Here is a 19600-nt window from a genome sequence, read left to right on the forward strand (position 1 = left end):
GAGAGGGATTAGTTATGAGTACAAAAGAACAAGAAACAACCATGGAAACTGTACAATTATTTGGTTACGATCTACTTCGTAACGATGTTTTGCGCGAGATCCTCGGTTCGGAGCACGATGCCATATTGTATTGGGTTGGCAAATCATTAGCTCGCAAGCATCCGATTGAAACAATGGAAGAAACGTTTGCTTTTTTTGAGAAAGCCAATTGGGGTCAATTGTCAATCCTGAAACAAAAGCGGCAAGAATACACGTTTGAACTCCAAGGCCCGTGGATGACAAAATCAGATCAGCGCTGCTATCAGCTAGAAGCCGGGTTCCTCGCCCAACTCGTTCAAAACTGGTCGGAAACGATCGCTGAGGCTACATATGTCCGAAAAAGAGGCTCTGTTTTAATCGACGTTCATACAGACAAAGGAGACAGCGTTTGATTTTTTTCAGTACCGTTCAAACATAATAGGGTGACTCACATTCATGTGGTCACCCTTTGGTTGTTTTTTTAAACTTCAACAGCAACAGCAGGCTCCTCTTCATGAAGCTTAAATTGCTCATGGAGCATTTCAACCGCCAACACCATTAACTCCTCATCAATAACAGCAGACACTTTTATTTCCGATGTACTTACCATTTTGATCGCGATGTCATTGGCTGCAAGAATTTCGAACATTTTTGCTGCTACTCCTGGATTGGATACCATCCCAGAGCCGACAATTGACACCTTTGCCAACTCTTCTTCATAATCGATGCCTTGAAACGACAGTTCCCCTTTTAATTCTTCTAGGCGAGCGAGTGTTTCTTTTAATGAGCTTTGCGTAATCGAGAAGGAAATCGCCATTCCTGAATCTGTTTGATTTTGGATAATGATATCTACATTAATCCCCGCAGCCGACAAATGGGCGAATAGGGTCGGGAGTGTGTGGATTTCATTTGGTAACCCGTGCACCGTTACTTTTGTCACATCATTTTCAAAGGCAATGCCGCGTACTAGTAAATTTTGTTCCATTGTTCCTTCCTCCTCTATCATTGTTCCTGGCTCATCTACCATGCTCGAGGCGACAAGTAACGGAATCTCATAATTTTTTGCAAATTCAACCGCTCGTGGATGAAGGACACTTGCCCCTAGGTTCGCCATTTCAAGCATCTCATCATATGAAATCGTTTGAAGCTTGCGCGCTTGTTTCACGACCCGAGGGTCTGTTGTAAATACACCTGTCACATCTGTATAAATTTCGCATCGTTCGGCCTTGAGAGCTGCGGCAATCGCGACTGCCGACGTATCTGATCCGCCTCTGCCGAGGGTCATGATCTCTCCTTGTTGATCGATTCCTTGAAAACCTGCGACGATCACAACGTGGCCTTTATCTAGTAATTCATCCATCCGCGCTCTCTCCACTTCCAAAATCCGAGCGTTCCCATGGTGTGATTCTGTGATCATCCCAGCTTGCCAGCCCGTAAGCGATGTCGCTTCCTGTCCCCGTTTATGTAGGGCCATCGCCAAAAGCGCAATCGTCACTTGCTCTCCTGTTGCTAGGAGCATATCCATTTCACGCTTTCGCGGTTCGTCGGTAATTTCGCTCGCTAATCCAACTAACTCATCTGTCGTCTTTCCCATTGCTGATACGACAACAACGACTTTCTTTCCTGAAGCAGCCGTTGCGATGATCCGGTTCGCTACATGTTCAATTCGTTGAACGGAGCCAACAGACGTGCCTCCATACTTCTGTACAATGATTGACATAGGTTTCCCCTTTCTGTTCTTCGCTTGGAAATCGCGCATAAAGAAAACAAAAACGCAACAGCAGGAAAACTCCTCACCATTGCGTACTGTACACGAAAATAAAAACGTGCGCACATTCCCGTAGCTACGTGAGATAGTCCTCCACAGCACTAGTTGGGGCTAGTGTTGTGACAGCCCTATGCTTATTCAACATAGGTCCAGCGCAAATGGGAATGAGACCCGATCTGCACTTCGGCGAATCCCCCTTTCCAACAGTCGTCAACGATTCTCATTTCTCTCAAACTGTGTACTCTTGGTTTTCGCTCCTCTACCATCACTTCAAATTGAAGCGCGGTTATTCAATTGGTTAATATCTTATCAGATGACTGGAAATCTGACAAGAACTTTTTTTACTTAGTTTGAAGTTTGTTGTATAACGTCTCTGCTACTGACTTTGGAATGCTAAGGGCTAAAAAGTCGTCGATACTAGCTTCCTTCATTTTTTTCACTGACCCGAAATGTTTAAGAAGTTGGCGTTTCCGCTTTTCTCCGATCCCAGGGACATCGTCAAGCACCGATTGGAAAAACGTTTTCGACCGTGTTTGCCTATGGAACGTGAGGGCAAATCGATGAACTTCGTCCTGAATTCGTTGCAACAAGTAGAATTCGTGACTATCCCGCTTCAGTGAAACGACTTGCGGCGGATCACCTAGTAGCAACTGGGATGTGCGATGCTTTTCATCTTTTGCAAGCCCACAGACTGGAATGCTCAGGCCTAACTCATCGTGCAAAATTTCTTGTGCTGCAGCAATTTGCCCTTTGCCCCCATCAATAACAATTAAGTCAGGCAGCGGTCGTTGCTCCTTTAATAGACGAACGTAACGGCGTCGCACCACTTCCCGCATCGATTCATAATCGTCAGGCCCTGTTACCGTCTTGATTTTATACTTGCGGTATTCTTTCTTATTCGGTTTTCCGTCAATAAAAGCCACCATCGCAGAAACCGGGTCCGTTCCTTGAATATTTGAGTTATCAAACGCTTCGATTCTGTACGGCGTCGGAATGCCCATCGCCTCGCCGAGCTGTTCGACTGCTTTGATCGTCCGCTCTTCATTTCGCTCGATTAAGGCAAATTTTTCTTTCAAGGCCATCGTCGCGTTTCGCATCGCCACATCGACAAGTTCTTTTTTCTTTCCCCTCTTCGGAATGTGAACCGATACATCTAATAGTTGTTCTACGAGGGCTGCATCCGTCCCAGCAGGTAAAAGCACTTCCCCTGGCTTAATATGATCCTTTTGCAAATAAAACTGCCCAATGAAGGTGAGAAAGTCTTCCTCTGCTTCCTTATAAAACGGAAAGATCGATACGTCCCGTTCAATCAGCTTCCCTTGTCTAACGAAAAAGACTTGTACACACATCCAGCCTTTATCGTATGCGTAGCCAAACACATCACGGTCCACACGATCATTCACCATCATCGTTTGTTTTTCCATAACGGCTTCCATATAGCCTAGCGTGTCACGCAATTCCTTTGCCCGTTCAAAGTTCAACTCTTCGGCAGCCTTGTGCATTTTTTTCTCGAGCTCTACTTTCACTTCCTTGTGACCATACTTGAGAAAACGAGTAATTTCTTGTACCATTTGTTCATTTTGCTCAGGTGTGACTTCATATACACAAGGAGCTAGGCACTGACCAATGTGGTAATACAAACAAACTTTATCTGGCAATGTCCGGCATTTGCGCAGCGGGTACAATCGATCGAGCAATTTTTTCGTCTCATTCGCTGCCCCCGCATTCGGATATGGACCGAAATACTTCCCACCATCTTTTTTCAGTTTTCTTGTCGTGACTAGGCGCGGATGCTCCTCATTCGTCAATTTTAAATAAGGGTACGATTTATCGTCTTTTAACATGACGTTATATTTCGGGTCATGTTTTTTAATCAAGTTCATCTCCAAAATTAACGCCTCGATGTTCGACGATGTGACGATGTATTCAAAGTCGGCAATTTCTCCGACGAGGCGTTGGGTTTTCGCATCATGACTTCCAGTAAAGTAAGAACGAACGCGATTTTTTAGCACCTTCGCCTTTCCGACATAGATGATCGTGCCTTGACGATCCTTCATTAAATAACAGCCTGGCTGATCTGGCAAGACGGTGAGTTTTTGTTTAATATGATCTTTCATTTAAGCGCCACCTCTCCCTTTATTGTTGGGGAGAATGAGTATTTTTTCAAGTAAACAGGGTTCCCTTCCTATAGGAACATGAAAAAACATCTGTCCCTATGCTGAGAGACAGATGTTTTTGAATTAAAGATGTTTGTTCAAAAGCTCAGCTAATGCGTCCTTCGGTTGGAAGCCAGTCACTTGATCCACGACTTGACCGTCTTTGAAAACGATCAACGTTGGGATACTCATTACATTGAATTTGCTTGCTGTTTCTTGATTTTCATCTACATCCAATTTTGCAATCTTAACTTTATCGCCCATTTCCCCATCAAGTTCTTCTAGAACTGGAGCAATCATTTTACAAGGGCCGCACCACGGTGCCCAGAAGTCTGCAAGAACAAGACCTTCGCTTGTTTCTTGAGCAAACGTTTGATCAGTAACATTTACAATTGCCATTCGATAACCTCCTCAAAGTTGTTCAACTTTCCTTCACAATTTGCATTATACCACCGCAGAAGATCACTTGCGAACAGTTTGCTTACGGCATGACGGCAAATTCTTATTTAACATATCCGTTGAACGTGTGTTTCAAACATTTTACCGAAATTGTTATATGTTTTCAAGAAGTTTGCACTTCAGCCAGAGCTTGAGTCTTTTTTCGGGTACAAGAAGAGAGAGCTGCCGAATGACAGCTCTCCATAGCCTTAGCTTGATACGAGAACATTTTTTAGCTCTTCTGTCAATAGCGGTACGACTTCAAATAGATCGCCGACAATACCGTAGTCTGCCACTTCAAAAATAGGCGCTTCAGGATCTTTGTTAATCGCTACGATTACTTTTGAGTTGGACATCCCCGCCAAGTGCTGAATCGCACCGGAAATGCCGATGGCGAAATAAAGATCAGGGGTGACGACCTTGCCTGTTTGCCCAATCTGTAGCGAGTAGTCGCAATAGTCAGCATCACACGCCCCACGGGACGCACCAACCGCTGCTCCAAGGACATCGGCAAGCTCTTGTAAAGGCTCAAAGCCTTCCTTGCTCTTGACCCCACGGCCGCCTGCAACGATTACCTTTGCTTCCGATAGATCTACCCCACCAGTCGCCTTGCGAACAACCTCACGAATCGTCGTACGTAAATCCTTAATATCGACCGTTAACGAGGAAACATCGCCTGATTTAGAGGCATCCTGCTCTAATGGAGCAATATTGTTAGGACGAATCGTGGCAAATATAATGCCTTCATTGACTTTCTTTTTCTCAAACGCCTTTCCTGAATAGATTGGTCGTGTAAAGACGATCTCGTCCCCGTCTTTTTCTACTGATATTACATCTGAAATTAAGCCAGCGCCTAGCTTCATCGCGACTCTTGGCGCCACATCCTTTCCGATCGACGTATGCCCCAAAATCAATGCTTCTGGCGATTCCACGTCCAGCACTTGTAAAATTGCTTGTTGGTAAGCATCTGTCGTATATTGGGCGAGATTAGGATGGTTCACAGCAACGACTCGATCGGCTCCATAGTGGATTAACTGATTTGCGAGATCGCTTATATTTTCACCTAAAAGGACACCAACTACTTCACCGCCATTTGCGACTTCTTTTCCTGCAGCCACCGCTTCAAAAGAGACGTTCCTTAATTCCCCGTCACGCACTTCTCCAATTACGAGTACTTTTCTAGCCATATGATCCCCTCCAGTTAAATCACTTTCGCTTCAGATTTAAGCAATGAAACCAATTCTTTGACCTGTGCTTCGACTTCCCCTTCTAACACCTTTCCTGCTCCTTTTTCCGGCGGAAGAAATACATCAAGCGTCGTCGTTTTTGCTTCCACATCTTCTTCTTCGAGGTCAAGGTCGTCAAGATCTAATGTTTCAAGTGGTTTCTTCTTTGCTTTCATGATGCCTGGTAGCGATGGATAGCGCGGCTCGTTCAGCCCTTGCTGAGCTGTTACAAGCAATGGCAATGACGCTGCAACGGTTTCTTCGTCCCCTTCTACATCACGAACGATTGTCGCCTTCCCATCTTCAATGTCCAAGCTCGTAATCGTCGTTACTTGTGGAATGCCTAACAGCTCCGCGACACGAGGAGCCACTTGTCCTGATCCTCCATCAACCGCTACGTTTCCACCGAGAATAATATCAAACTCTTGATCTTTTAAATATGCTGCTAGCAAAGTAGCTGTAGTATATTGATCCAGTTCATCTAATTCTTCACTATCAATAAGGACCGCCTTATCTGCCCCCATCGCAAGGGCTGTACGCAATTCTTTTTCTGCTTCTTCTTCTCCTACCGTTACGACTGTCACTTCTCCACCATGCTTGTCACGAAGAACAATTGCTTCCTCAATCGCATATTCGTCATAAGGATTAATAATGAACTCTGCACCGCTATCATCGATTTGCCCACTGCTAATCGAAATCTTTTCTTCTGTGTCAAAAGTACGCTTCATTAATACGTAAATGTTCATGTATGAGTCCCTCCCTAGTAATTATTGATCGTTAAAGTTCGGCTTGCGCTTTTCTAAAAAGGCTTGAATGCCTTCCTTTCCATCCGCAGAGTCGAAAGCTTTACCAAAAAGCTCCGCTTCTCGTTCAGACCCTTCTACGAACTTGTCGTCGCAAGCGTATTGAACGAGTTCAAGCACCATCGCTGTCGTAATTCGACTTTTTGCTGCGATTTTTTTCGCCAATGCTTTTGCATCATCGATGAGCGTTTGCTCAGAATGTAGGGAATTAATAAGACCTAAAGTTTTTGCTTCAGATCCAGTGATCGGTTCGCTCGTCAACATCATTTCCAACGCTTTTGCTCGGCCAACGAGACGTGGCAAGCGTTGACTTCCAGCAAAACCTGGGATTAATCCGAGCTGCAACTCTGGTAAGCCGAGCTTCGTATCTTCCGTGGCTAGCCGAATGTGACACGCCATTGCTAGCTCAAGCCCTCCGCCAAGGGCGGCCCCATGAATTGCCGCAATAATCGGTTTTGAGAACGCTTCCATTCGATCAAAAAGACGTTGGCCCTGCTTTGCTAGTTCTGCAAATTCTGAGCCATCCTTCACCTGCAAAAATTCCTTTATGTCTGCACCTGCTGCAAAAAATCGTCCTTCCCCGTGGAGGAGAATAACACGTACGTGATCGTCTTTTTCCACCTGCGTGAGAATCTGATCAAGCTGTTCCAATACCCTTCGAGATAGGGCATTGGCCGGCGGTCGGGCAATCGTAATCGTCGCAACACCGCCTTCGTCAATGGCAAGCTTCAAAGGTTCCACATCTATCACTCCCTTTTCAACGATGGCGCAACCCACTTAACAAAAGTTGATGAACAGGTTTCACTAATGCGGTTAAATCATATTTGCAATCTTTCATCACCCAGTTTGTGACGACTTCGTCAAGTGTGCCAAAGATCATTTGGCGGGCAAGACGAGTGTCTAACTCTTGGAAAAAGTAGCCCTTCTCTTTTCCTTCCATTAATAGCTCATCGAGAAGGTTTAAGTAACCCTTTAGAACTTCATTTATTTTTAAACGAAGCTCTGTATTTGATTGACGGAGCTCCAATTGGGTGACAATGGCTAATTTATGATCAGCGGCAAGCTGTTTAAAGTGCATGTTTACAAGGATTTTTAACTTTTCTTCTACATCTGTGGCTTCGTTCATTTGCGAACGAATTTTATCAACGAACCTTCCCATTTTTTCTTGAAACAATGAAATGAGAACATCTTCTTTATTGTTGAAATAAAGGTAAATCGTGCCATCAGCTACTCCGGCTACTTTTGCGATTTTTGATACTTGTGCTTGATGGTAGCCATGCTCGGCAATGACTTGTACTGCCGCATCGATTATTTGGTCATATTTTGGTCCTTTTTTCTTTCCCACAGTCATCTTCCTTTCAGAATGAATGAGTATTCATTCATGATTCTTATTTTAATCGATGACCTGGAATCTGTCAACGCCCCTTCTTTAACTTGATTGTTTTATCCCTTGTTTTTTCGTTTCCTCTTCAATAAGGACTCGTTTTAATACTTTTCCGACCATCGTTTTTGGTAGATCATCTCGAAACTCATATTTCCGCGGGACTTTATATGCGGCAAGATGGGTTCTGCAATAGTCGTTTAATTCTTTTTCTGAGACGCTTTCTCCTTCTTTGACGACAATAAATGCTTTAACAGTCTCCCCCCGATATTCATCTGGAACGCCTATGACTACCGCTTCTTGCACTTTGGCGTGAGCGTACAGAACCTCCTCTACTTCCCGTGGATAAATGTTAAAGCCGCCGGCAATAATCATATCTTTTTTCCGGTCAACAATATAAAAATACCCTTCTTCATCTTTATATCCCATATCGCCTGTATAAAGCCAGCCGTTTTGCAAGGTTGCGTTCGTTTCTTCTGGTCGATTCCAATATCCTTTCATTACCTGCGGGCCCCTAACGACAACCTCACCGATTTCACCTGATGGTAAGCTTTCGCCGGTTTCTAATGAGCGAATGTGCACGTCTGTATCCGGCCATGGGACACCAATGCTTTGGTCCTTTCGCTCTCCCCATACGAGATTGCAGTTGGTTACTGGCGATGCTTCCGTTAAGCCGTATCCTTCCACAAGGCGACCTCCTGTAAGCTGTTCGAACGTTTGTTGAACCTCTGCTGGGAGAGAAGAAGACCCACTGATACAGGCCTCAATGGAGGAAAGATCGTATTTCTTCAGGTCTGGGTGGTTAATGAGCGCGATATACATCGTTGGCGCTCCTGGGAACATCGTAATCTTCTTTTTATCAATCATTTTTAACACTTGTAATGGGTCAAATCGAGGAACAATATGAAGCTCTGATCCTGTCATCAATGTCAAGTTCATCGACGTTGTCATGCCATACACATGGAAGAATGGCAATACAGCTAACGTTCGCTCTTCCCCATCGCGCCATTTGTACATCCATTTTCGGCACTGAATCGTATTGGCTACTAAATTGTAGTGGGTGAGCATTACACCCTTGGCAACCCCTGTCGTTCCTCCAGTATATTGTAGTAAAGCTAAATCTTCCTTCGGATCAATTGGGACAGAGGTTGGATTAGTTGAGCCTGATTGTGCCATTGGAACGAAACGATGAACATGGCTACCATAGCCAATTTTTCCTTTTGGCTTCGGCTTTTGGATAAACGGATAAATCATATTTTTCGGAAATGGCAAATAATCCTTGATAGCGGTTACAATTATGTGCTCAAGTGGTGCTCCCTCTCTCGACTTTATGACCCGTGGATAAAGGACATCTAAACAAACGATAAAACGGGCACCAGAATCGATCAGCTGATGATTCAACTCCCGTTCCACATAGAGCGGATTCGTTTGCACAACAACCCCACCGGCTACCAATACTCCATAGTAGGCGATCACAGCTTGCGGGCAATTCGGCAACATAATGGAGACACGCTCGCCCTTTTGTAATCCTAGTTGTTGCAAATTAGCGGCAAAACGTTGGACCTGCTCATAAAACAACTGATACGTCATCGTTTTTCCTAAAAAATGTAGCGCTACGTGATGAGGGTATGTTGTCGCTGCCTCCTTTATTAAATCATGCAGCGTCTGATTCGGATAGTCGATCGTATGGGGAACTTCCTTCGGGTACGCGTTAAACCATTCTCGGTTCTCTACATCAACCAAGCCGATTCCTCCTTATCCAACCCCTCTCTTTCTAGCATTCCTCTCTTTCTCCATTCTAATGAATAATGATTCATTTTTAAATAGTTTTACTGAAATTTTTTTATTTTCATATAGAAAAAGAAAGATGCTGCACTCCGCACCTTTCTTTTTCAGTTTCATTTATCTGTTTAACCGCTACAAAACTTTAGGGATTTGAGTAATCAGTAAGGCTATGCTTAGAGAAGCTGGATGCAGACCGAAACTCCCAAAGCCCACTGGCTGAAAGGTCACTTTATTCGTTGCTCACCTTTTGTTGCTCTGCCTTTTTCTTTTCCTCTTCGACTAAGACGCGACGTAATATTTTCCCGACGAAGGTTTTTGGTAGCTCTTCACGAAACTCATAAAGTCGTGGCACTTTGTATGCCGCTAAATGTTTCCGACAAAATGCATCTAATTCTTCTTCTGAGACCGATCTCCCTTCTTTTAAGACGATAAATGCTTTCACCGTCTCTCCGCGATAAGCATCTGGTGCACCGATCACAACCGCTTCTTTAATGGCATCATGCTCATATAAAATTTCTTCAATTTCCCTAGGGTAAATGTTGAAGCCGCCAGCAATGATCATATCTTTTTTCCGATCGACAATGTAAAAGTAACCATCTTCGTCCATATACCCCATATCGCCTGTTAAAAACCAGTCATCTTTAAACACTTGGGCCGTCTCTTCTGGTCTGTTCCAATAGCCTTTCATTACTTGTGGACCACGAACGGCAAGCTCGCCTACTTCGTTGACATCTGCAGGCTCACCCGTTTCCGCAGAAATGATCATAACATCTGTATCTGGCCACGGGATGCCGATGCTTCGTTGCTTTCGTTTCCCCCAAATCGGTGTCGCAATCGCTACAGGGGACGTTTCCGTCAGCCCATACCCTTCTACTAGCTTCCCTCCAGTCAACTGTTCAAATTTTTGCTGCACTTCAAGTGGAAGCGGGGCAGCGCCACTAATACAAGCTTCAATAGATGTTAAATTATAGTCCTGTATGGATGGATCGTTAATTAATCCTACATACATCGTCGGTGCCCCTGGAAATAAAGTGACTTTATGCTTTTCAATTGCTTTGAGAACGTCCTTCGGGTTAAATTTCGGTAAAATCACCATTTTATACGCATTCATGATCGCTAAGTTCATACCAGCGGACATCCCATACACATGGAAAAACGGCAGGACGCAGAGTATGACTTCTTCTGCACGCTTCGATTTATACATCCAATGGAGCCCTTGAATCGTGTTGGCGACTAAATTGGCATGGGTTAGCATAACCCCTTTCGCTGGTCCTGTGGTTCCTCCCGTATATTGGAGCAGGGCCAAATCATCTGTTGGTGAGACATCCTCAGATGGCTCCGTCGTCACTCCTCCTTGGAGGAACTTTTTAAACGAAAGGGTATTTTCATTATACGTAATGTCAATTTTCATTCCTGTTTGCTTTTTTTGGACAAATGGATAAAGGACGTTTTTCGGAAATGGTAAATAATCTTTAATACTTGTGACAATGACATACTCTAATTGGGTTGCTTTTCTTACTTTTGACACTCTTGGGAACACGAGATCCAAACAGACAATGACTTTTGCTCCTGAATCAACTAATTGATGTTCCAGTTCTCGCTCAACATACAAGGGGTTTGTTTGCACAACGACGGCCCCGATCATTAACGCTCCGTAGTAACTAATAATCGATTGGGGACTGTTGGCTAGCATGATCGCCACTCGATCCCCTTTTGAGATACCTAGCGTTTTTAGCTGATTGCCAAATTGCTTTGCTTGTTCATACAGCTCACGATAGGTCATTTCCTTTCCGAGAAACTGAACGGCAATATGTGACGGGAACTCCTCTGCTGCTTGCTTTAAATACGATTGCAACGTCCTTTCCTCATAGTCAATAGAATGGGGAACTTCCTTCGGATAACTCTTCAACCAAACTCGATCAATTGTCATTGTCTCCTCCTCCTTAATTCCTAATCTCCTTCCCTATGTGTCAGTCTCCTCTCCTTCTATTGTATTGTAATCGCTTACAATTTTGAATCAATTTTTTCAATTTCCATTACTTTTCGTTTCGAAGGTCCTTTTTTTAGGCGGCCTAGGACAATTGAACGTACGAAAAACCGGATCTACTATCGAAAAAATCGTTGAATCATCAAAAAGATCCTTCGAGAAGGTCATTTACCTAATACTTAAATCATGAGAAGAACGCTCTTTTGATCGATCAAAAGAGCGTTCTTTCTAACTGTTATTACATAATTGGAGCTGATATGACTCTTTTTCAAAAGTAGCACCGCTCATTATACAGCAAAAAAGATCATATAGATGACACCTGCAATAAAAAACGCCGCACAGCAAGCATAGAGGATTTTCATTAGTAACTCCACCGTTTGTTCGCTCCCCTCTTAACCTAAGCTAGCTCCGATAACATACGATAGCCCGACAGAAAGCACCATTGCAATGAATCCGACGGCCTTGTTTCCATTTTTGATCTCTTCATCTACTTTAAAGCTTGGGGTCAAAAACTCAAACATAAAATACCCAAGGAGTAGAAGCAAAAAACCTACAGTGCCCCAGCTAAGCATAACGAGTAACGTATCTGCTTGCTCTATCGAATGGCGAAAGATGTTGGCCACGCCAAAAATTTTTCCACCAGTTGCCATCGCCACTGCCACGTTTCCCCGTTTAATCTCTTCCCAGTTTTTATATTTTGTAACCGATTCAAAAATGGCTAAAAACACGATGAGGGCGAGTACGGCAACGCTATATGCTCCGGCCACCCGCACAATCTCATGTTCAAATAATCCTTCCAATCCTCTCGCCTCTTTTCTCGTCGATCATCGCAATTCGACGACGGTATTCCCGAGCCCGCCTTCATTTGCCCCGCCATCCCTTGCTGATTTGACATGAGGATGACGCTTCAGGAGGTCCTTCACACCTTTTCGTAACGCACCTGTACCTTTTCCGTGAATGATGGAGACTGATGCGTATCCTGCTAACAACGCGTCATCTAAATATTTTTCCACCTTGAGCATCGCTTCTTCGTAACGCTCCCCGCGAAGGTCAAGCTCAGGCTTGACGTGGTGATCACTTCCTCTTATCGTTGCTAATGGTTTCGTCTCGACAGGCTGTGGTCGATCAATAAGTTGAAGATCACTTGCCTCCACCTTCATCTTCATGATCCCCATTTGCACTTGATATTCTGCTTCACTCACTTTTTCCACGATATGACCTTTTTGGCCGAAGCTAAGCACTTTTACTTCGTCACCTGGTTTGAATTCTCGTTTCTTCTCTGCTGTTCGTTTCACTTTTTTCTGCTGTTTTGTCAGCTTTGGCGCAGCCTCCTCCAAATGCTTTTTCGCATCGATGATTTGGTGCTCCTTCACTGAGACTCCTTGCTTTTGCAAATCACGGAGCTCGGAGATGATGACTTCGGCTTCCTCTTTCGCATCTTTCACCGCTTGCTCGGCTTGCTGTTCTGCTTCAGCTAAAATTCGCTCTTTTTCCTTTTCAAGATCATCTAATTTTTTCTGAAGATCGAGTCGGAGCTGTTCTGCCTCCTGTAAAGCTTTCTCGGCCTCTTCCCAGTCGCTTTCTGCTGATTTTTGACTTTGTTCGAGAGAAGCGATCATGCTTTCCACTTGGCTTGCATCCTCATCAATATGTGCCTTCGCCTGCTCGATAATTTTCTCTTCTAATCCTAGTCGTTTTGAAATGGCAAACGCATTGCTTCGCCCAGGAACCCCAATCAGCAAACGATAGGTTGGAGAAAGCGTTTCAACGTCAAATTCTACACTAGCGTTCATGACCCCTTCTCGATTATAGGCGTACCCTTTTAGCTCACTATAATGGGTAGTGGCAACAATACGTGCCCCGCGGCGGTACACGTCATCAAGGATAGCGATTGCGAGTGCCGCTCCTTCTGTCGGATCCGTTCCCGCACCAAGTTCATCGAAGAGCACTAAGCTTTCATGATCTACCTTCCCTAAAATGTCAACGATGTTCGTCATGTGTGAGGAAAACGTGGACAAGCTTTGTTCAATCGACTGCTCGTCCCCTATATCGGCAAACACATGTTTAAAAACTGCAAGCTCCGATTCTTCCTCCGCCGGTACGTGCAATCCAGATTGAGCCATGAGGGTTAACAGTCCGATTGTTTTGAGCGTAACCGTCTTTCCCCCGGTATTGGGTCCGGTAATGACAAGGGAGGAGTAAGAATGCCCGAGCTCTATATCGATTGGGACAATTTCGTCATCAGGGATGAGCGGGTGTCTCCCTTGCTTGATGAGCAAGTAGCCTCGGTTATTCAAAATGGGCTGTGTGGCGCGAATCGCCTTCCCATAGTGTGCCCGTGCCATAATAAAATCCAACTCAGCAAGAACGTCTACATTGACGAACAGATCGTCCACGTGCTCCGACACTTGCATGGATAACTCGGATAAAATCCGCTCGATTTCTCGCTGCTCCTTTGCCTTCGCTTCCCTAAGCTGGTTGTTGATCTCGACAACCGCCTGAGGCTCAACAAACAATGTGGCACCTGACGCCGATTGATCGTGGACGATCCCACCAAATGCCCCGCGATACTCCTGTTTCACTGGAATCACGTAGCGATCATTGCGAATCGTCACAATGGCATCGGATAGCATTTTAGCTGTATTAGAGGAGCGTGTAATCCCCTCGAGCTTTGAGCGGACATTGGCCTCGAAACTACGGATTTGATGACGCAATGTTCGCAGCGTTGGACTAGCCGAGTCTAGAACGTGTCCATTATCATCAATACATTGCTTGATCGCTCGTTCCAAATCCGTAAGTGGGACGATTTGCCGAGCAAACTCCCCAAGCAAGGGAAGGTCGGCCTCCTCCTCCTCAATCATCGTCTCGATGAATTTTTTTAACTGCCGGCCGCCATAAATCGTGCTCGCTACCTCCAGTAGTTCTGAGGCATGCAGTAGGCCACCGATCTTTGCTCGTTTAAGGTGAGGTTTAATGTCAAAAATCCCACCGAGAGGAACATGTCCTTTAAGCCGTAGCATGTTGGCGCCTTCTTGAGTCTGTGCCTGCCAGAGCTTTACTTTATTAAAATCGGTTGACGGTGTTAATTGTTCAACCTTTTTCCGACCAAGGCTAGAAGAAACATGCTCCAGCAATTGCTTTTTCATTTTTTCATATTCTAATACGCGTAATACACGCTCCATGTTGCTACTCCTTTCAAGTACACCTATGGCTGGTGCCGTCGTAAAAAGGCGCAAAATCGTTCAAGGGGCCATGTGTTGATGACCGTTTCTGGACGAATAAGACCTTTTCTGGCAACCCCAACACCGTACTCCATATAAGAAAACGTTTCTTTTGTATGTGAATCCGTATTAATAGCCATAACAACGCCTTGCTCTTGTGCTTTTTTAAGCGCCTCAGAATTCAAATCCAACCGATTTGGATTAGCGTTTAATTCGAGGGCTGTGTTCGTCTCTTTCGCAAGCTCGATCAGCATGTCCACATCAACATCATAACCTTCCCGCCGGCCGATCAGTCTCCCAGTTGGGTGGGCAATGAGATCAACGTGATGATTCACAAGGGCTGTCTTCAGTCGGTCCATAATTTTTTCACGGGGCTGGGAAAAGGACGAATGAATGGAAGCAATGACGAAATCTACTTCTGCCAATATGGGATCCTCATAATCGAGGGTGCCATCTGGCAAAATGTCCATTTCAATCCCAGTGAAAATCGTAAAATCATCATATCGCTCATTTAGTTTACGAATTTTTGCGTGTTGTTCTTTTAAACGTTCCTCCGATAAGCCATTTGCCACCCGCAAAAATTTCGAATGATCGGTGATCGCAATATATTCATACCCTCGTTGTCGAGCGGCTTCGGCCATTTCCTCAATCGAATGAGCCCCATCGCTCCATGTCGTATGCATGTGAAGGTCTGCGCGAATGTCTTCAAGGGTGACAAGAGCATGAGCCTCTTTAAACAGCTCCACCTCTCCTTGATCTTCGCGGGCTTCTGGCGGGATGTACGTTAATCCAAAATGTTTAAAAAACGCCGATTCATCGGCAAAGGTTTTTACGTCCCCTGTCTCCGTGTTCTCCACCCCGTACTCGCTAATTTTTTCTCCACGGGCTTTCGCCAATTGCCGCATCTTCACGTTGTGCTCCTTAGATCCGGTAAAATGATGGAGCGTCGTCGCAAAGGCTTCGTCCTTAACGAGACGGAAATCAACGGAAATAGGATAGTCATATTTCAGTTCAACCGATACCTTTGTATCACCACTCGCAATCGTTTTGCCCATGTGCTTTAGCTGTAGCAGCTGTTCCCGCACGGCTTCTGGATCATCCGTGGAAATGATGTAATCTAAATCTTTTACCGTCTCTCTCATCCGCCGCAAGCTCCCAGCACGTGAAAAGCGATGGATGCTGTCCATTTCCTTGAGCTGCGCTTCAATCTCCACTGCAATTGGGAGGACAAAGGCAATAGGAAACCGTTCAGGCTTGTTCGATAATTCGGCAATCGCGGCTAAAATTTTTTCTTCAGACTTCTTCCCAAATCCGGCTAATTCGCGAACGTTTCCTTGCTCACATGCCTCCTTTAATGTAGCAAGATCAATCACCCCTAGCTCTTGATAAAGTTTGGCGATTTTTTTGCCACCCAAACTCGGAAGCTGGAGAAGCGGGATTAGGCCAGCTGGAACGCTTTCTTTTAATTCGTGCATAAGCGAGGATTCCCCAGTCTCTTTTAAGTCGAGAATCACTTCGGCCGTTCCTTTTCCGATTCCTTTTAACGTAGCCGGATCCTCGATCTCATCCAATGTTCGTTCATCTTGTTCGAGTGCAAGAGCCGCTTTTCGATAGGCGGATATTTTAAACGGGTTTTCCCCTTTAAGTTCCATATAAATGGCGATTCGTTCGAGTGTGCGAATCACATCTTTTTTGTTCATCGTCATCGTCCTTTCTTTCCTCCTCCATGATACCGAGTTTGCCCTATCAAAATCAAACGTTGCTCTCCGTACTTATCCGAGTTTTTATTTAGAAAAACTCGGTTAGGGCTAATTCCTATGGTGAAAACCGTTGTGTTTCTTAAAGTGCAAAAAAACTTCTCTTTGTCGTAAAGAGAAGTCCTATTCCAATTACATTGGGTTGTTAATCCACAAGTTGCGAATAAACTCAGATAAAAATGGTGTATGGTTCATGATAAACTGTGCGACTAACGACTGGTTTAAATGAGTTTGCACCGTCTCGATCGGCAGCAATGCACCAACATAGAGGAGAACAAACATAATTAAATACACTTCAACAAATCCGAGAATGCCCCCGAGCCACCCGTTAACCGAGCGCAATATCGGCAAATGGGTTAAAAAGTCAAGCATCGAGCCGACGATGTGCAATAATATCTTTGTTCCAATGAAAAGAAGGGCAAACGCAATTCCAGAATAATAGACATTTTCAAAGTTAAACGCTTCAATCAACATCGTCACAGGGCTGTCTGGTGAAAATTGAGGGTATGGAATCCATAAACGAATGTAGGTAGCAACTGGAGCATAGTATTTGTAAGCTACAAAAAACGCAGCAACGAAGCCGAGGAGATGTACGAGCTGTAAAATCAATCCCCTCCGCTTTCCGATAAAAAAGCTACATAGCAAAATAAACAATAAAATCACACTAAGCATTTTTTTCGTCTCCTGTTAATCTCTGCTGTTCTAAATAACGAATGTACTCTTCCAATTTTTTTAAATCATCCATCACATTTACGGCCGTTAATACGGCTAGTCTCGTTGTATCTAAGTACGGATTAACCTTCCGTAGTTCACGCATTTTTGCATCAATTTCAGCGGCCACTTCTTTCATGTATTCGGGACTATCATAGCCAGCAACCGTATACTGCTGTCCATAAATCGAGACGGTGGTACGCTGCTTTTCTCTTTGTCTCTCTTTCACCGAAAAGCCTCCTATTCGTCAAATCACACTATCAATAAATCTACATTCTATCATAACACGAAGCGCTATGGATGAAAACAGACATTGTAAAAAGGTGACAAATTCCTTAGAACTTTGTCGCTTCAAGCTTCTTGCCCCCTTTTTTTTGCGATTTGACATTTTTTGATAATGTTATAGAATGGATGGGCCCTTCGTCATGAATCGTAGCACCCTTCCCTTAGGTTTTATATCGGCACGTTTAAAGGATTTTTTGGTAGCAAGTCATTATAAAAGCAAAGTTTTTTGTCAAATGTTGGCGTAGCATAGCAAAATTGAAAGGATCATAGCGAAATACTTATCAACATATAGATACGGTCAAAATCCACATTGGCTTCGTGTATGGTCCACCTTTTCGTTCACACAATTCCCTAATGATTTGTCCAATACTTTTCTTGATCTTACCATGAAGCGAGGATTTTTTTACCATGCTAAAAGCTTTCTGGAGCCCCTGGTAGCCAGACCTTTCAAAACCAACAAAAACAGGCTAAGCGACTCTTAACTTTCGCTTAGCCCTTTTCTTAGCCACTGCTCATGAGTTGGAATATAACTGTCACTGCTTGGAAAGCAAAGCTGATCCCAAATCCGATTAGGACTAGGCCCGCCCCAATCGAAAGCCATTTGATAAATTTCTGATTCAAAAATTTCCGTCCGAAATGGACAGATGTGGCAACCGTTAAATCCCACAACGCGATTCCAATAAAAATAAAACTACTATAAAGCAATGCGTAACTTGAATGTACATTCGTTAAAGTGGTGGTTAAAACCGAACCATAAATTCCAACCCAGAAAACTATATTTAATGGATTAGAAATAGCAATTAAAAATCCAGATAAGAAACAACGCCACTTGCTTACTGATTGGATTCCGTCTGAAATGATGACATTTTTAAATGCATCTCTAATACTTTCATAGCCTAGATAGCTTAAAATAGCGAATCCAAAAACCCATAAGATAAATTGAGCTAATGGAGCCGTAAGAAAGCTTGAGATTCCTATATAAATTAGGATCATTAAAACAACGTCGGCCGACATTCCACCGAGTCCTACCGCCCAGGAATGCCAGAACCCACTTTTGATTCCCCTTTTGATCATTTCAACATTAATTGGCCCAACGGGTATAGAAAGAGCTAGGCCTAATACAATATAGCTTAGTAGATTCATTGATTATTTTTTCTCCCTGTTATTGGACATCTCATTACACTTTCCTCATTTGTTTCAGGTAACACATATTGTTTCCACTCTCTGCTATCAGGGTCGCCGTAATCTCCGATATCGGGATGACTAGCAATCTTATCATACTTTTTTAATCTCTCGCGAATTACTTCTCTTACTTTTCTACCCTTTGCTGTATCTCCTGTTATATCATCTAAAGTACCCCTGGGTTGCATCGTTATTTCTAACCCATAAGGTGTATAACGACTTTTTCGATCATTATAGAAAGGTTCACGACAAACTAAAAAAATGGGTTCGCCTGCAAAACAAAACTCCCATTTAGGATCGTTTGGATCGTTTGGTATATCTGGAGGCCAGACACTTGGATCATTGACATTTAAAAAATTGATTACATTCCAGAACTGTTTTTTATAGTCTTCTGAAACTCCACCTTCTATGGGTTTGAAAAATAATACAAGTGTTGTACGTTTTCCAATAGATCTATAACTTTTTATATATTCATAAACCGCATTTTTTACCCTATGTAACTCTTTTTCATCATAAGCTGACTCTGCAAAAATATAACGTATAAGTCCATTTTTTTCCGCTTCAACAGCAAAATAACACGGATATGGCTCAGTTACATCTAGCAAAGAACGTCTAAAATCATAATATGTTCTTACCATCCATTCTTCTAATTCCCCATTCCCAATACAGTCAGCCAATTTTTCTTGATCTAACAAACAGCCAACTTTCAACAAAACAATCAACTCCTATATATGATTAATATTGTTAATTAATCCATATTATATCTTTAATTTAAATTTTATTCAATATCATAATTCATAATCATTTATAATTATTAATCAAAGTAAGAGGATCTAATATTTAGATCTGTTCACAGCATCAAGGGAGAGGGTGTGCAATTTG

Annotated in this window: 17 protein-coding genes, 1 pseudogene and 1 riboswitch; of the genes and pseudogenes, 1 reads left to right on the plus strand and 17 read right to left on the minus strand. The window is 43.6% G+C overall.

Translation table 11 applies throughout. The annotated features are described in order from the left end of the window. Positions 1 to 14 precede the first annotated feature (14 nt). Positions 15 to 431, plus strand: coding sequence for a YslB family protein (locus E2L07_RS00190; RefSeq protein ID WP_010899239.1), 417 nt, complete (start codon positions 15 to 17; stop codon positions 429 to 431). Between the two features lie 68 nt (positions 432 to 499). Here E2L07_RS00190 and E2L07_RS00195 read toward each other — a convergent pair whose 3' ends face one another. From E2L07_RS00195 to E2L07_RS00270, 17 genes and pseudogenes are all read right to left on the minus strand, one after another. Continuing rightward, a complete protein-coding gene (locus tag E2L07_RS00195; RefSeq protein ID WP_134228528.1) occupies positions 500 to 1738 on the minus strand; it encodes an aspartate kinase in 1239 nt (412 codons plus the stop codon). Positions 1739 to 1864: 126 nt separating this feature from the next. Next, positions 1865 to 2056, minus strand: a riboswitch (Lysine riboswitch). 71 nt (positions 2057 to 2127) lie between these two features. After that, a complete protein-coding gene (gene uvrC / locus E2L07_RS00200) occupies positions 2128 to 3903 on the minus strand; it encodes an excinuclease ABC subunit UvrC (protein WP_134228529.1) in 1776 nt (591 codons plus the stop codon). A 123-nt stretch (positions 3904 to 4026) separates the two neighbouring features. Then, entirely contained in the window at positions 4027 to 4341 is a 315-nt protein-coding gene (gene trxA, locus E2L07_RS00205; RefSeq protein WP_010899242.1) for a thioredoxin, read from the minus strand. A 248-nt stretch (positions 4342 to 4589) separates the two neighbouring features. After that, entirely contained in the window at positions 4590 to 5567 is a 978-nt protein-coding gene (locus E2L07_RS00210) for an electron transfer flavoprotein subunit alpha/FixB family protein (RefSeq protein WP_134228530.1), read from the minus strand. A 14-nt stretch (positions 5568 to 5581) separates the two neighbouring features. Then, a complete protein-coding gene (locus E2L07_RS00215; RefSeq protein ID WP_053430551.1) occupies positions 5582 to 6352 on the minus strand; it encodes an electron transfer flavoprotein subunit beta/FixA family protein in 771 nt (256 codons plus the stop codon). A 21-nt stretch (positions 6353 to 6373) separates the two neighbouring features. Continuing rightward, entirely contained in the window at positions 6374 to 7150 is a 777-nt protein-coding gene (locus tag E2L07_RS00220) for an enoyl-CoA hydratase (RefSeq protein ID WP_134228531.1), read from the minus strand. A 16-nt stretch (positions 7151 to 7166) separates the two neighbouring features. Beyond that, entirely contained in the window at positions 7167 to 7754 is a 588-nt protein-coding gene (locus E2L07_RS00225) for a TetR/AcrR family transcriptional regulator (RefSeq protein WP_243854871.1), read from the minus strand. A gap of 84 nt (positions 7755 to 7838) precedes the next feature. Next, positions 7839 to 9533, minus strand: coding sequence for an AMP-binding protein (locus E2L07_RS00230; protein WP_134228533.1), 1695 nt, complete (start codon positions 9531 to 9533; stop codon positions 7839 to 7841). Between the two features lie 271 nt (positions 9534 to 9804). After that, complete coding sequence (locus E2L07_RS00235; protein ID WP_134228534.1) at positions 9805 to 11505, minus strand: long-chain-fatty-acid--CoA ligase; 1701 nt, start codon at positions 11503 to 11505, stop codon at positions 9805 to 9807. Between the two features lie 449 nt (positions 11506 to 11954). Then, positions 11955 to 12362 (minus strand): DUF350 domain-containing protein, encoded by a 408-nt coding sequence (locus E2L07_RS00240; RefSeq protein WP_010899249.1) that lies wholly within the window; start codon positions 12360 to 12362, stop codon positions 11955 to 11957. 24 nt (positions 12363 to 12386) lie between these two features. Then, on the minus strand, positions 12387 to 14744 hold the full coding sequence (locus E2L07_RS00245; protein WP_010899250.1) for an endonuclease MutS2: 2358 nt from the start codon (positions 14742 to 14744) through the stop codon (positions 12387 to 12389). Between the two features lie 23 nt (positions 14745 to 14767). Beyond that, positions 14768 to 16483, minus strand: a complete 1716-nt coding sequence (polX, locus tag E2L07_RS00250; RefSeq protein WP_134228576.1) for a DNA polymerase/3'-5' exonuclease PolX — start codon at positions 16481 to 16483, stop codon at positions 14768 to 14770. 189 nt (positions 16484 to 16672) lie between these two features. Next, the gene (locus E2L07_RS00255; protein ID WP_010899252.1) at positions 16673 to 17212 is read right to left on the minus strand and encodes a CvpA family protein; all 540 of its coding nucleotides are present in this window, start codon (positions 17210 to 17212) and stop codon (positions 16673 to 16675) included. Beyond that, entirely contained in the window at positions 17205 to 17480 is a 276-nt protein-coding gene (zapA, locus tag E2L07_RS00260) for a cell division protein ZapA (RefSeq protein WP_010899253.1), read from the minus strand. Before zapA ends, E2L07_RS00255 begins: the two co-directional genes overlap by 8 nt. A gap of 329 nt (positions 17481 to 17809) precedes the next feature. Further along, positions 17810 to 17922 (minus strand): annotated as a pseudogene (locus tag E2L07_RS21095) (IS200/IS605 family transposase); the annotation flags it as partial. 115 nt (positions 17923 to 18037) lie between these two features. After that, positions 18038 to 18679 carry a LysE family translocator gene (locus E2L07_RS00265; protein ID WP_134228535.1) on the minus strand — a complete coding sequence of 214 codons (642 nt, stop codon included), beginning with the start codon at positions 18677 to 18679 and terminating at the stop codon, positions 18038 to 18040. Then, complete coding sequence (locus tag E2L07_RS00270) at positions 18676 to 19440, minus strand: YqcI/YcgG family protein (protein WP_420897774.1); 765 nt, start codon at positions 19438 to 19440, stop codon at positions 18676 to 18678. The genes E2L07_RS00265 and E2L07_RS00270 overlap by 4 nt, the downstream gene beginning before the upstream one ends. Positions 19441 to 19600 lie beyond the last annotated feature (160 nt).

Origin of the sequence: Halalkalibacterium halodurans, assembly GCF_004376175.1 — a bacterium.
GTDB lineage: Bacteria > Bacillota > Bacilli > Bacillales > Bacillaceae_D > Halalkalibacterium > Halalkalibacterium halodurans.

Coding starts and splice junctions, on each gene's coding strand:
- E2L07_RS00210 (WP_134228530.1), bottom strand. CDS start 5,567: ATGGCTAGAAAAGTACTCGTAATTGGAGAAGTGCGTGACGGGGAATTA.
- polX (WP_134228576.1), bottom strand. CDS start 16,483: ATGAACAAAAAAGATGTGATTCGCACACTCGAACGAATCGCCATTTAT.
- E2L07_RS00190 (WP_010899239.1), top strand. CDS start 15: ATGAGTACAAAAGAACAAGAAACAACCATGGAAACTGTACAATTATTT.
- E2L07_RS00215 (WP_053430551.1), bottom strand. CDS start 6,352: ATGAACATTTACGTATTAATGAAGCGTACTTTTGACACAGAAGAAAAG.
- E2L07_RS00245 (WP_010899250.1), bottom strand. CDS start 14,744: ATGGAGCGTGTATTACGCGTATTAGAATATGAAAAAATGAAAAAGCAA.
- E2L07_RS00235 (WP_134228534.1), bottom strand. CDS start 11,505: ATGACAATTGATCGAGTTTGGTTGAAGAGTTATCCGAAGGAAGTTCCC.
- E2L07_RS00265 (WP_134228535.1), bottom strand. CDS start 18,679: ATGAATCTACTAAGCTATATTGTATTAGGCCTAGCTCTTTCTATACCC.
- trxA (WP_010899242.1), bottom strand. CDS start 4,341: ATGGCAATTGTAAATGTTACTGATCAAACGTTTGCTCAAGAAACAAGC.
- uvrC (WP_134228529.1), bottom strand. CDS start 3,903: ATGAAAGATCATATTAAACAAAAACTCACCGTCTTGCCAGATCAGCCA.
- E2L07_RS00255 (WP_010899252.1), bottom strand. CDS start 17,212: ATGCTTAGTGTGATTTTATTGTTTATTTTGCTATGTAGCTTTTTTATC.
- E2L07_RS00195 (WP_134228528.1), bottom strand. CDS start 1,738: ATGTCAATCATTGTACAGAAGTATGGAGGCACGTCTGTTGGCTCCGTT.